This window comes from Xenorhabdus taiwanensis (assembly GCF_036512875.1).
Taxonomy (GTDB): domain Bacteria; phylum Pseudomonadota; class Gammaproteobacteria; order Enterobacterales; family Enterobacteriaceae; genus Xenorhabdus; species Xenorhabdus taiwanensis.
Window position 1 is genome coordinate 3,620,010 of record NZ_AP028978.1, and the last position, 12,776, is coordinate 3,632,785.

Here is a 12,776-nt window from a genome sequence, read left to right on the forward strand (position 1 = left end):
TCCATTTTCATCGCGTGCGATTGCGTGGTTTCACTTCCTAATAATCCGGCGGCGCTTATTAAACAGATTCGGCTGTATCGTCTGCGATACGCACTGCCACTCAATTTTATCGATATCAACCCCCTGTTTGGCAAAATAGTCTGACAGCGCTGACTGGCAGTGTTGGAGAACTTCAATGGCACAATCTCCTTCCAATTTCAGCAACCACTCAGTCTGGGTTAACCGATAATCACTTGTTAGCGGCAAGGTATTGGCAATGATCCGAGAACAAGGATCAGCGAAAATATTTACTGTTCCTCCTGCCAGCGCAGGTAAAATTAGCTGATCATCATTGCGCCCTTCTATGCGCTCTATCGCCAATGCAGGATTGCCACAATCACACGGTGTTTTCTTCACCACCAAAATATCATCAAGTTGGTAACGCACAATGGGCTGAGTTTCCCGCGTAAAATCGGTAATGATCGGGTTAAAGCGCAATTCATCGATCCATTTTGGCTCAATATGCAGAAACTCTTCATTAAGATGCAGCGTCCCATGCGAGCAGGTACATGCCAGGAATCCTTCCGTTGCCTGATAAATTTCGCCAACTTCCCTGAATACGGCTTTTAATAATTGTCGATCTTGCGGCTCCAGCACTTCTGCCACCGAGATCACTTTAACCGGCGGCAATGATATTTCGCCTTGTTGGAGCTTCAATGCCAGCGCACGCAATACTTGAGCCGGCGCGACGATAATCGTTGGTCGATACTCTAATAACGCTTGTACTTGCTGATTAAAGTCAGCGAACAAATCAAAAAAACGGAAGGATATCCAACGGTTCTGGACACTATCGTAAAGATTGTTCCCCGCCCGTAAGAACAGTGCAACCCGCTCACCATGAAATAAGCCATTTGGCAACATTTTGGCAAGCAGGGTTCCGGCCCAAATGCTCCGCTCTTTCGGGCTGGCAACGAAAATACCTCGCTGCCCTGATGTCCCCGATGACATGCCAACGCTGAATTTGCCGACAGTGGGCTTAAAATCTCGTGACTGTTCACTCAACCGCGCACATGCCAAAAGCTCATCGCGTTTTAAACCCGCCGTATTCATCTGGTCGAAATTTTCCATCATGATGGCTTTATTCATAAACGGATATTGCGCCAACGATAAATCACCGTATGAGGAAAAATAAGGGCTTTTCGCCAGAACTCTATGCCTGAATCTCGCCAATTCTCTCAATTGATGTTGCTCTAGCTGCTGTCGGTTGGCAAATTTCCACCGTTTTTTGGCTCGCCAATAGTACCAAAACGTTTTAAATATCATTCCAAGTCTCCCTCATGGCATAGCTGGATAGGGATCTGTTTTTGATCAATTTGATGTAGCTTATTCAGTGTTTCGTAATAGGCACGGCTGTCTTCCATAATAAGATTCGCCAACTTTGCAGGCCCACGCAGTTCACGGTAATTGGTCGGAGACCAGGCAGCATCTCCCGCCAACAATACCCAACCTTGTTCAGTCAATACACAAAGACCAAGGTGCCCTGCCGCATGGCCGGGCAGCGGAACAATAAGTATCTGTTTCTGACTTTCTGGCACGGCATAGCCTTCCCCCAATACCGCTAATTCCTCTGGTAACGGGCTGGTTTCAAACGCTTCATAAAAACTGACTCTGGATTCGAAATCCTCCGGGACTAACCCCCGTACAAATGCTTTTCGTAGCGCAGCAATACCACGTAATTGACGAGTCTGCCACCAACCTTCTCCTGAACAGATAAATTTGGCCTGCGGGAAATCCCGTAATCCGGCAATATGATCACCATGAAAGTGAGAAATGATGATGCCATCGATATCACGTGCCTGAATTCCTTCCTCTTTTAGTTGCATCACTAATGCGTCTTTGGTATCAAAGTAAACCGGCGTGACCGTGCGATATAACCGAATAATTCCACTGCGGGTATGATCGTAAAAATGGCTGGCGTATCCAGTATCAAGCAACCAACGCTTGTCATGACACGCCAGCAACCACGCACGAGCCGGAAATTTGCATACGCGAAGACTGGCGCCTTTCAGTGCCATGCAACCGGAATGAGTGCAATATCCCACTTCAAAAACACGTATCTTAACCATGTGAACCCGTTTGCTGGTTTGCCTGTTTTAGCCAGTTGGCCGTTAAATGAATGCCTTCCTCGATGGTATAAATCGGTGAATAACCCAGCTCTTCTTGCGCTTTTGAGTTATCCAGTGTCATGGAGAAATAAGCCGCCCCAATACCATAACGCGTCAGCAACGGCTCTTTTCGGGTTAGCATGGCAACGCCTTCCAGTATTGCTGCAGCGCCATATAGAAGTGGGTAAGGCAATGATTTGATCCGGTAATCAAACTGCATCTCGTCAAATAACTGCCCTAAAATCTTCGCCAATGGCTGTGGATGTTGATTGGTAATGTTATATATCGCCCCACTTTGCAATCCTTCGCGATGAGTTGCCAACGACATGGCATGGACAACATTCATTACGTAAGTGAGATCCAGGGCATTCTTTCCTCCGGCGGGCAAGGCTACAACGCCTTTGCTGGCTTTAACCTGTGCCATCAAACGTGGCAACAATACCCTATCATGCGGGCCAAATAACCCACGAGGGCGCAGGATAATGTAAGTTGTATCAGGATAGCGGGGGATCAACTGGCGTATGCTCTCTTCCGCCAGAAACTTGGTTCGGGCGTAATCATTGGCAAAACGCTGGCTGCGCTGATTTTCGGTAACATGCTGTTGGTGGGAAAAATTAAAATACACGGCGGGAGTAGAAATATGGACAAATTTCTGGATACCACATATCCCTGCTGCCTGTGCCAAAATCTGTGTCGCAGCCACATTGATACGTTCAAACTCATCGGGATCGCCCCAAGGAGAGGATTTGGCGGCACAATGCCAGACTGCATCACACTCTGACATCAGTTCGGTGGCTTCATTTTCCTTTAGCGTCGCCAATTCAGCATGACGAAACTCAGCACCCAATTGAGTTAATAGCTCTCCCGCTTGTGGGTCACGCCCGGTTGCGACTACCGTTTCTCCACGGGATAACAGGTAATCAACGGCATTACGACCTAAACCACTTGTCGCTCCGGTTACAAGAATTTTCATGGTATTAAAATCATCTCACTTAATGAAAGCCCAGCCGCTGTACCAAGCAACATCACATAATCACGACCATAATAGCGATCTGTCATGATGGCTTCATGCAGCGCGCTTGGAATGGATGCCGCGACCTGATTACCGCGATAACGATAGATATTCACAAATCTCTCATCCTTGATATTCAAGCGCTTGAGAATATGTTTCAATCCCAAATGACTTGCCTGATGAGGTATCACGGTATCGATATCGGACATTGCAAGATTGGCACTGTCCAATACACGCGCTGTAAATTCTTCAATCAATGAGGCAGTCAATTTAAACAGTGGCTTACCTTGCATCTGGAACAAGAAATCGCTATCTTCCATGCCTGCACGCAGATTCTTGCGGGTTCCACCAGCCCGGATCTCACATAATTCGAGGCCTTCTGGGTAGGTTTCATGTTTGTAGGTAACAATCCCACTTTTCCCATCTCCTCTTTCAACGATCACACAAGCCGCCCCATCACCAAAAATCAGTGAAGATTCTTGATGTGACCAATCAATGCCACGGGAAGCCATCTCTGCGGAAACAATAGCAATTCGCCGATACTGTCGGGTTGCCAACAACCCACTGGCAACACCCAAGGCGGAAACAAAACTCACACAACTTGCATTAATATCAAAACAGGCCGTTCCTGCCTTTAAACGGCTCGCTTTTAAAATATGTGCAGCGGAATAAGGTAAGGCTTGAATCGGGATAGCCGAAGCTGAAATCAGCAAATCAATTGAATCTGGCGAGATTTGGTGTGTTTCTAGCGTATTATGCAATGCATTTGCGGCTAATTTAGCTGGGGATGCTTCATAATCCGAATGATAGCGATACTCTATTCCAGAATGTTTTTCGACAAAACCCTTCGGTTTATTGAATTTTAAATCTAAATCGGATGAATACACTTTGTTTTCCGGTAAGGCAATACCTGACGCAATGATCTTTAATGGGATCAATTCATTTATATTTTTCATTTTTTTATAACTTCCAAGTGTTAATTTTTTGTTTAAATTAGCTGCCAGAATAAGAAGTGAATTCTGAGTAAGGTGAGAATAAATGAATATTTATCAGATAGCCGATTAAACAGGAAGTATATATTTATGATACATCTTATTATTAATTTGAAATACTTAATATATATACATGAAAAATAAAAATTTTTCTCAATTCGTCATTTCAATATCATAAAATTTTTTTAATGCAGAAAACATATTATGAGATTTAATCATGGCGTTTGTTGTCTATATGTAAAATAAAAGTCAATGTTAATTGACAAATAAACCAACTTGATTTAATTAATGAAAAATAGTAATTTTAAGTTTTTGTTTCATTGGTTAATTAAATATAATCACCCTAAAATCTTGAACAAGAATCAGTCCAATGTTTTTATTATTTTTTAAATAAAAGTAAAATATCAAATTACCAACATATATATCTTTTAAAAGTAAAAATATCGAGTTTATTCTTCTGGATGGTAAGTCTCTATTCAGGAGAATATTGCTGTTGCTAAATAGAATACCATTTTCTCCTTTGGATATATTGGATGATTTGAACATAGGTGATAACTTAAACGATTCAACCAATAAAAATGAACGACCCGAACTTATTGAAAAGTTAAAACAGAACAGGTCAAAAGGCATGGAAAAGGAAATGGTGGACATCAGCGTTATCGTTGTTATGCCTGCGAATAGTGGCCCATGTTTTTTTGGCTATCGTAGTAGAAAAATGTTAGACAAGCTGCTTGCCCTTTTACCCCCTTTAATATTCGATTTTATTGTACGGATGATTATGGGATTTATGACACTCCTCCAGAAGAGGATCATCTGACGGGAAAGACGTTTACCCAACGCATAGAGAAAACGAATTTAACTCATCATACTCGAATCAATAGACTGAATCTCAAAACGATAGGTGACTCTAAATCAGAGGAGATGCAAGATAAAGTGATAGGGACTTTCATGAGCGTGAGTACTATTTTTGATATTCAATCTAATTATTTAATACATGATCCAAAAAAGGGGAGCCAAAGCTCCCCCCAGTAATTCAATCTGAATTTAAGATCACTGACTTGCTTTCAATTTTTGGAAGTACTCTTCGTACAGAATATTGGCATTGCCAACATCACTCTGCCATTCGCCTTTTTTGATCACGGCCGCATCTGGATACAGAGATTTATCTTCTGTCATGGATTTTGGTAGTAATTTTTTCGCTTCCAGGTTTGGAGTCGGGTAGCCAATTTTCTGGGCAACCTGCGCCGCAATTTCCGGGCGCAACAAGAAATTGATCAATTTCATTGCGCCATCGACATTTTTAGCATTCGCGGGAATAGCCAAACTGTCCATCCAGAAAATTCCACCCTCTTTCGGCCAAATAATATCAACCGGTGTACCCGCCTGACGCGCAACATAAGCAGAGCCGTTCCACATCATACCGATATCTGCTTCGCCTTCCATAAATGGATTGGCAGGATTGTCAGAGTTAAATGCCAGAACATTTGGCATCAGTTTTCTCAGTTCCTGATAAGCAGCTTCAATCTCTTTCGGATCAGAGGTATTACCGGAATACCCTAATTTCAGCAACGCCATCTGGAAGACTTCACGTGCATCGTCCGTCAGTACTAAACTGTTTTTGTATTCTGGTTTCCAGAGATCAGCCCAAGAAGAGAGGGATTTGGGATCAATATTATCGCCATTGACGCCAATCGCCGTTGCACCCCAAATATAAGGGATAGAATAATCGTTATTCGGGTCAAAAGACTTATGGAGCAGGTTAGGATCAAGGTTATGGAAGTTGCTCAATTTACTGGTATCGATTTTTTGCAACATCCCTTCTTTACTCATCTTGGAGACAAAGTAAGTGGATGGAACCACTAAATCATAAGCGCCGTCTTTATAGGTTTTTAGCTTGGTGTACATGCTCTCATTGGATTCATAGGTGGAATAAATCACCTTAATCCCAGTTTCTTTGGTGAACTGGTTGAGCAAACCAGGCGGAACATATTCAGTCCAGTTGTAGAAATACAGCGTCTTGCCATCATCAGCGGCAGCGGCATTCACCGAACCAATGCTTAATGCCATCATCCCAGCGGCTAACAGACAGAACCACTTTTTCATGTTGTTTTTCATGTCGTGTTTCCCCTCGCAGTTGGTGCGTTAGTATCATATATAGGTTCGGCATGAACCTATCCCGAAAAGGGGGCTATTATAAAAGTGACATTTAATGGGGTAAAGCGACTTATTTCTTGCTGAATCGGTGTATATGAAAGAAATTCTGAAATAAAAGCGTGGTCAACCCGTAACCACGCTTAAAAGAAGATTAAGACTTGCCTGTGCGATCACGCATCACAAATTGGCTAATCAGCACCAAAACCAACGACATAAGTAATAAAATCGTGGCTAATGCGTTCACTTCCGGCGAAATTCCCACTTTTACCATGGAATAGATCTTAAGTGGCAAGATCTCATAGCTTGGCCCTGTCACAAATGAGGAAACAACCACATCATCCATCGATAAGGTAAAACTCAATAGCCAACCCGCCATAACCGCCGGCATCGCCAGCGGCAGGATGATTTTTCGCAGGATAGTCAATTCACCCGCGCCCAAATCACGCGCTGCTTCCAGCATTTTGACATCGAAGTCTTTCAGGCGGGAGTAAACCGTTATCACTACAAACGGCAAGCAGAAGGTGATATGCGAAAACAGCAATGACCAGAATCCCAGTGAAACTCCGAGCAGCATAAACAGCACCAGCAGTGAAATCGCCATCACGATATCCGGCGACATCATCACGACAAACAGCATACCACCAACAAACTTTTTGCCACGGAATGAGTAACGATACAAGGCGACCGCCGTCAGGGAGCCAATTAAGGTGGCAAACGTGGCAGAAGTTACCGCCATCGTCAGGGAATGGCCTGCCGCTTGAAGCAGGCTATCATTGGTGAACAGCAGGCTATACCATTCGGTGGTAAAACCCTGCCAGCGAATGCCAAAGCGTGATTGGTTAAACGAGCTTACCAACAGGATAATAATCGGGATATACAGGTAAGCATAAACGATGGTCATGAAGCCACCGCGCAACAGGCGTCCGATCATTCCAGCTCCACCTTTTTGTTCAGCAGCTTAGCCGCACGATAATAAACCAATAACATCAGCCCCATTACCAGCGTTAAGCAAATGCTGGTCGCCGCGCCAAACGGCCAGTCACGGATGTTGAGAAATTGGCTCTTAATCACGTTCCCGATCAGCAGGTTCTTCGCCCCGCCCATCAAGTCAGCCACGTAGAATAGCCCCATCGCTGGCAGCAATACCAGTAAACAACCAGCGATAATGCCCGGCATGGTCAGTGGCACAATGATACGGATAAAGGTTTGCAATTTCCCTGCCCCCAAATCGCGCGCCGCTTCCAGACAAGATTTATCCAGCTTCTCAATACTGGAATAAAGCGGCATCACCATAAACGGCAGCAAGATGTAAACCAGACCCAGTATAACCGCCTCAGGGGTATACATGATGCGCAACGGCTTATCGATAATCCCCACCCACATCAGAAAATCATTCAAATACCCGCGGGTACTGAGGAACATCTTCAAACCATAAATACGGATTAACGAGTTCGTCCAGAATGGCACGATCAACAGGAATAGCATCAGGGGACGCAGTTTCTTCGACATACGAGCCAGAAAAAAAGCGAATGGATAGCCAATCACCAGACAACAGAGCGTCGCTACAATCGCCATATTCAGCGAATGCAGCAGCACCTCAGCATACAGCGGATCGAACAATCGGCTATAGTTATCCAGCGAGAATACCATTTGCACTAAATTAGCATCATCACGGGTCAGAAAGCTGGTTCCGATGATCATCAGGTTTGGCAAAAAGACGAACAGCATCAGCCAGGATACGATGCCCGTAATGACGATATTCTGGAATAGTTTACGCGTCTTCTTCATCGACCAGCACAACCTCCCAGCTTTCTACCCAAGTAACGGCAATCTTCTGGTTCAGGGAATGGTCAACATCAGGATCGTCTTCGTTGAAGAATTCGCTCACCATGACCATCTTGCCATTTTCCATTTCGACCACGGAATCCAATGTCATCCCCTTGTAGTTACGCTCACGAACATAACCAATCAGACCCGATACCTGTTCCCCGTTGTTGATCTCTTCCACGCGCAGGTCTTCCGGGCGCAGCAATACTTTCAACGTTTGCCCAACAGTCACTGGCAACGACGTGAAAATATCACACTCGTGGCCTTCGACACTGGCGCGTATCCGCTGCTCATCAATACGATAGAGTACTTCAGCATCAAAAATATTGATTTCGCCGATAAAGCGGGCAACAAACAGATTTTTCGGCTCTTCGTAAATCTCACGCGGAGAGCCATCCTGTTCAATGCGTCCGTTACGCATAACCACGATACGGTCTGACATGACCAGAGCCTCTTCCTGATCGTGGGTCACGAAGATAAAGGTGATGCCGAGCTTACGCTGGAGCGCCTTTAGCTCATTTTGCATCTGTTTGCGCAACTTGTAATCTAGTGCGGATAGTGATTCATCCAACAGCAAGACTTTCGGTTTATTGACAACCGCACGGGCAATCGCCACACGTTGCTGTTGGCCGCCGGAAAGCTGGGCAGGTTTACGCAGGGCAAACTCTTCAAGCTGAACCATGCGCAATGCTTCCTCAACACGCGGAGCAATCTCTTTTTCCGGTGTTTTCTGCATCCGAAGTCCAAAAGCGACATTTTCAAATACGGTCATGTGGGGAAACAGGGCATAACTTTGGAAAACCGTATTAACGTGACGGTGCTCGGCGGGAATATCAGTAATATCCTGCCCTTCCAGTAAAATTTTGCCACTGTTTGCATCTTCCAGCCCGGCAATCAGACGGAGTACGGTGGTTTTGCCACAACCGGATGGCCCAAGAATGGTCAGGAACTCGCCATCATTGATTGTCAGATCGAGCTGTGAAATAACTTGTTTATCGTCGAAGCCCTTACTCAAGGCTTTTAATTCAACGAGTGGTGTCAGAGAGGTGTTCTCAGTCATTTATGCTATCATCTATCCCTTGGAATAATGCAGATAGAACCGCCACGGGAAAAGACTGTGTTAGCTGGCAGGAGACATCATTTCTCCGCTAAAGCTCAAAGCCAGTGGCGCCGGTTGAAATTACGAAGCGCGCATCATAAACGCAGTACGCCCAAATTGAAAGCTGAAACAATGACAATATGTCATTTTTTATTACTATTTTATGAATGGAAATAGAATATCCCATTCTGCCCCGAATTGTACCAGATGGAAATAGTTTCATATCGGATATTTTTGAAATAAAAAAATGCTATTGTTTTCAATGCATTTAGGCAGGTATCCAACCGATTCGGGATCAGGCTGCGGTCAGCTTTACATTTTCCGTCCTTCCAGCTCGTTTTACTAACGATGTTATATGAACACCGATATTTTCCGCGATCTGGCGTTGTAGAAATCCAGAATAAGAGCGGTGAAACTTATCACCGTTGATTCCTCTCCCTGTTAATATCTCACCTGTTGCGCTTAATATGTTAACTTAGCATATATTGATAACTAATTTATAGGATTACAAAAATGATAAAAAATATAGCGACTGCGTTAATCCACGGTGGAAAACAGCAGGACAAAGAAAACCATGCTATTTTCCCCCCTATTACAACAGCCAGCACTTTTGTACAGAAAGATTTATCTGAGCATGGTGAATACTGCTATTCCCGTTGCAGTAACCCCACACGCTATGCCTACGAAACATTATTAGCCGAAATAGAAGGTGGTATTTATGCAACTGCAACCGCCTCTGGTGTAGCAGCCGCTGCTTTAATCTTAAATTTGTTACCTAAAGAATCCCATGTTATCGCAATGAAGGGAGTTTACGGTGGCACATTTCGTTTATTTGAACGGGTAGCGATTGAAAATAGTGGTCATCAATTTGACTATGTCGATTTAAATAATCTCACTGAAGTTGAGTCGAAAATAAAAGAGAACACTCGTTTAATTTGGATAGAAAGCCCAACCAATCCATTATTAGAATTAGTTGATATTAAACGTATTTGTGCATTCGCGAAAAATCACAATATCTTAACTTGTGTCGATAATACATTTGCAACTGCATGGAACCAAAAACCCCTTGAGTTAGGGGCAGATGTTGTGATGTTATCTACCAGTAAATACATTGGCGGCCATTCGGATCTTATTGGCGGAGCGGTTATTACCCATCGGGATGATTTAGCCAATAAGCTGGATTTTTTAAAAACAACCATGGGTGCCATTGCATCTCCCTTTGATGCCTATTTAGCATTACGTGGATTAAAAACATTAGCGTTACGAATGTCAGCGCAATGTGCTAATGCACTTGAAATTGCCAATTTTCTGCAATCTCATCCAAACATTGAACAGGTCTATTATCCTGGTTTACCCTCTCACCCGCACTATTCCATTTGCCAACAGCAAATGCGTGCAGGTGGTGCCGTCGTTACGATTAAATTAAAAGGTGATCTGGAGGATACAAAGAGATTTTTGAGCAAATTACGCTATTTTGTTTTAGCAGAATCTCTTGGTGGTGTAGAAAGTATGGTTAACCATTCTGCAACCATGTCACATGGCTCAATGACAAAAGAAGAGCGTGAAGAGATTGGTATTTATGATACTGTATTACGCTTATCAGTAGGGATTGAAGATATTCGCGATTTATTAACTGACCTTAAACAAGCATTAGAATAAATTTATTTAATATAAAAAATAACAAAAAAATAAGGTGAGTAAAAAATGAATGATTACGGTATTTGGACCATCATTACCCCTGTTGTCACAATTATTTTAGCTATATTTACACGCCAGGTTATATTATCTCTACTACTTGGGATATTAGTCGGATTTACTGTCATTAATGACCATCATATTATTTTAGGTATACAAGGTACTATTGAAGGTATTATTGATACTTTTTCCTCTTCAGGCAATACAAAAACCATTATCTTTATGTTGATGATTGGTGGCATAATGCGGCTTGTGGTTGTTACAGGGGGCGTGCGATCTTTAGTTCGTTTACTCACAAACAAGACGCAACTGGTTGAAAATAAAAAAGCTGTTCAGTTTTTGGCAATGATCATTACATCATTAATTTTTATTGAAAGCTCAATTAACCAATTAATTGCCGGAGCATCAACCAAGAAATTAGCCAAAAATTACGGTATCCCACCAGAAAAAATGTCTTACATTATCCAGACATCCTGTGTTTCTGTTTGTTCTTCTGCCATGATTAATGGTTGGGGTGCCGCAATGATGGGGATCATCGGTGTGCAGATTTCCAGGGGATTAATCAGCGGTGAGCCATTTGATATCCTGGCGGGCTCTATGGTTTATAATATTATGGCTTGGTTATCTCTGGCTTCTGTCTTATTTTATATTTTTTCTAATGTTTCCTGGGGGCCAATGAAAACCGCAGAAATGCGAGCCTTACATGAACATTTAAATAGTGATATTGAAGATAAACACAATGAAGATAGTGATGATGTTATTGAACACCCTAACTGCCATACTTCATTAAACTTTTTTATTCCTATTTTATCGACGGTATTAATGCTCCCTATTGCCCTCTATATCACAGGTGATGGTGATTTTAGTAAGGGTAGCGGTTCAACTTCTATCTATTGGAGTGTTATGTTTGGAACCACTGTCTCTTTTTTCTGGTTCTTATTACGCCGCGTTTTAACCATCGAAACCTTTTTTAAAGAACTTTATATTGGTTATGCCGGCATGATAAAAATAAGCTCTGTCATGGTATTGGCATTCTTAATGGGTAACGTTTCCGCTGATTTAAATACCGGTGCTTATATTGCACAAATGACTTCTGGTATTATTCCGGCAGGTTTTTCCATTGGTTTTATATTCCTGATTAGTTCCATCATGTCATTAGCAACGGGCACCTCATGGGGAACATTTGCAATTATGATCCCCATTGGGGTACAGCTAGGTATTTCAGTAGGAATGCCTCCTGAGTATATGATTGGGGCTGCTATTGCCGGTTCTATCTTTGGTGATATGACATCGCCAATTTCCAGCGATGCTATCGTTGCATCAATGGCAACAGATTGTGACCATATTGAACATATTCGGACTCAAATGCCATATGCGTTGGTTACTGCAAGTTTCGCCCTCGTTATCTATTTCTATTTAGGCCTTACTTATTAACTGGAAACCCGCTGAGGGTAATATGTCTTTAACAGAAAATTTAGGGAATAATTATGAAAAAAGTAGCAAAAACTTTCAAAAATGGACGTAACCAAGCAATTGGATCATCTATTATGATTTCTAACTGAAAATTGGGATAATTTTTTCAATATGTTAAACAGAGTGGATGTTCCTAACGATTTTTTAGATAAATAATGTACAGATATCGTAAAATCATCGCCGACTGCTCATCCCGCCCTGCTTCCACTTTGAGATACCAATCGACCGGATGAACGTAGATAAACCGCACATCGTAATCACTGTCAGGTGAGGCAAAACCCCACCCACAACTGCCGGATTCACAGGCATACAGTATCCGCACGCCATAACTTTTTTCTAACCAGCCAGTTCCTGTCTGATGCGAGAACGCATGGTAGGGC

General features: G+C 42.9%; 10 protein-coding genes and 2 pseudogenes. 3 read left to right on the forward strand and 9 right to left on the reverse strand.

Going from position 1 to position 12,776, the window contains the following annotated elements:
• Nucleotides 1-30: 30 nt before the first annotated feature.
• Genes ACE1SE_RS16865 through ACE1SE_RS16880 form a run of 4 tightly spaced genes read right to left on the reverse strand, consistent with a single transcriptional unit; the run spans nt 31 to nt 4,112 of the window.
• Nucleotides 31-1,302 (reverse strand): F390 synthetase-related protein, encoded by a 1,272-nt coding sequence (locus ACE1SE_RS16865; RefSeq protein WP_374051857.1) that lies wholly within the window; start codon nt 1,300-1,302, stop codon nt 31-33.
• Nucleotides 1,299-2,105: an MBL fold metallo-hydrolase gene (locus ACE1SE_RS16870; protein WP_374051858.1), complete on the reverse strand. Its 807-nt coding sequence runs from the start codon at nt 2,103-2,105 to the stop codon at nt 1,299-1,301. The genes ACE1SE_RS16865 and ACE1SE_RS16870 overlap by 4 nt, the downstream gene beginning before the upstream one ends.
• A complete protein-coding gene (locus tag ACE1SE_RS16875) occupies nt 2,098-3,117 on the reverse strand; it encodes an NAD-dependent epimerase/dehydratase family protein (protein ID WP_374051859.1) in 1,020 nt (339 codons plus the stop codon). Before ACE1SE_RS16875 ends, ACE1SE_RS16870 begins: the two co-directional genes overlap by 8 nt.
• The gene (locus tag ACE1SE_RS16880; RefSeq protein ID WP_374051860.1) at nt 3,114-4,112 is read right to left on the reverse strand and encodes a 3-oxoacyl-[acyl-carrier-protein] synthase III C-terminal domain-containing protein; all 999 of its coding nucleotides are present in this window, start codon (nt 4,110-4,112) and stop codon (nt 3,114-3,116) included. The genes ACE1SE_RS16875 and ACE1SE_RS16880 overlap by 4 nt, the downstream gene beginning before the upstream one ends.
• A gap of 710 nt (nt 4,113-4,822) precedes the next feature.
• On the opposite strand from ACE1SE_RS16880, the pseudogene ACE1SE_RS18905 reads away from it, so the two are divergent.
• Nucleotides 4,823-5,119: pseudogene (locus ACE1SE_RS18905) on the forward strand (IS1 family transposase); the annotation flags it as partial.
• A 79-nt stretch (nt 5,120-5,198) separates the two neighbouring features.
• Here the strand turns inward: ACE1SE_RS18905 and potD are convergent.
• The 4 genes from potD to potA form a co-directional block, all read right to left on the reverse strand.
• Nucleotides 5,199-6,251: a spermidine/putrescine ABC transporter substrate-binding protein PotD gene (gene potD, locus ACE1SE_RS16890; RefSeq protein WP_374053703.1), complete on the reverse strand. Its 1,053-nt coding sequence runs from the start codon at nt 6,249-6,251 to the stop codon at nt 5,199-5,201.
• A gap of 202 nt (nt 6,252-6,453) precedes the next feature.
• Nucleotides 6,454-7,233 (reverse strand): spermidine/putrescine ABC transporter permease PotC, encoded by a 780-nt coding sequence (gene potC, locus ACE1SE_RS16895; RefSeq protein WP_074024446.1) that lies wholly within the window; start codon nt 7,231-7,233, stop codon nt 6,454-6,456.
• Entirely contained in the window at nt 7,230-8,090 is an 861-nt protein-coding gene (gene potB, locus ACE1SE_RS16900; protein ID WP_374051861.1) for a spermidine/putrescine ABC transporter permease PotB, read from the reverse strand. The genes potC and potB overlap by 4 nt, the downstream gene beginning before the upstream one ends.
• The gene (gene potA, locus ACE1SE_RS16905; RefSeq protein ID WP_374051862.1) at nt 8,074-9,189 is read right to left on the reverse strand and encodes a spermidine/putrescine ABC transporter ATP-binding protein PotA; all 1,116 of its coding nucleotides are present in this window, start codon (nt 9,187-9,189) and stop codon (nt 8,074-8,076) included. Before potA ends, potB begins: the two co-directional genes overlap by 17 nt.
• A gap of 552 nt (nt 9,190-9,741) precedes the next feature.
• Here potA and ACE1SE_RS16910 point away from each other — a divergent pair.
• Nucleotides 9,742-10,887: a trans-sulfuration enzyme family protein gene (locus tag ACE1SE_RS16910; RefSeq protein WP_374051863.1), complete on the forward strand. Its 1,146-nt coding sequence runs from the start codon at nt 9,742-9,744 to the stop codon at nt 10,885-10,887.
• 45 nt (nt 10,888-10,932) lie between these two features.
• Nucleotides 10,933-12,357: a Na+/H+ antiporter NhaC family protein gene (locus ACE1SE_RS16915; RefSeq protein ID WP_374051864.1), complete on the forward strand. Its 1,425-nt coding sequence runs from the start codon at nt 10,933-10,935 to the stop codon at nt 12,355-12,357.
• Nucleotides 12,358-12,586: 229 nt separating this feature from the next.
• On the opposite strand, the pseudogene ACE1SE_RS16920 reads toward ACE1SE_RS16915, so the two are convergent.
• Nucleotides 12,587-12,768: pseudogene (locus ACE1SE_RS16920) on the reverse strand (DNA polymerase beta superfamily protein); the annotation flags it as partial.
• Nucleotides 12,769-12,776: the final 8 nt, after the last annotated feature.

What these genes read in the sequence shown, in the direction of transcription:
- ACE1SE_RS16910 (WP_374051863.1), top strand. Translation starts at nt 9,742, where the DNA reads ATGATAAAAAATATAGCGACTGCGTTAATCCACGGTGGAAAACAGCAG.
- potC (WP_074024446.1), bottom strand. Translation starts at nt 7,233, where the DNA reads ATGATCGGACGCCTGTTGCGCGGTGGCTTCATGACCATCGTTTATGCT.
- ACE1SE_RS16915 (WP_374051864.1), top strand. Translation starts at nt 10,933, where the DNA reads ATGAATGATTACGGTATTTGGACCATCATTACCCCTGTTGTCACAATT.
- ACE1SE_RS16870 (WP_374051858.1), bottom strand. Translation starts at nt 2,105, where the DNA reads ATGGTTAAGATACGTGTTTTTGAAGTGGGATATTGCACTCATTCCGGT.
- ACE1SE_RS16880 (WP_374051860.1), bottom strand. Translation starts at nt 4,112, where the DNA reads ATGAAAAATATAAATGAATTGATCCCATTAAAGATCATTGCGTCAGGT.
- potA (WP_374051862.1), bottom strand. Translation starts at nt 9,189, where the DNA reads ATGACTGAGAACACCTCTCTGACACCACTCGTTGAATTAAAAGCCTTG.
- potB (WP_374051861.1), bottom strand. Translation starts at nt 8,090, where the DNA reads ATGAAGAAGACGCGTAAACTATTCCAGAATATCGTCATTACGGGCATC.
- potD (WP_374053703.1), bottom strand. Translation starts at nt 6,251, where the DNA reads ATGAAAAAGTGGTTCTGTCTGTTAGCCGCTGGGATGATGGCATTAAGC.
- ACE1SE_RS16875 (WP_374051859.1), bottom strand. Translation starts at nt 3,117, where the DNA reads ATGAAAATTCTTGTAACCGGAGCGACAAGTGGTTTAGGTCGTAATGCC.
- ACE1SE_RS16865 (WP_374051857.1), bottom strand. Translation starts at nt 1,302, where the DNA reads ATGATATTTAAAACGTTTTGGTACTATTGGCGAGCCAAAAAACGGTGG.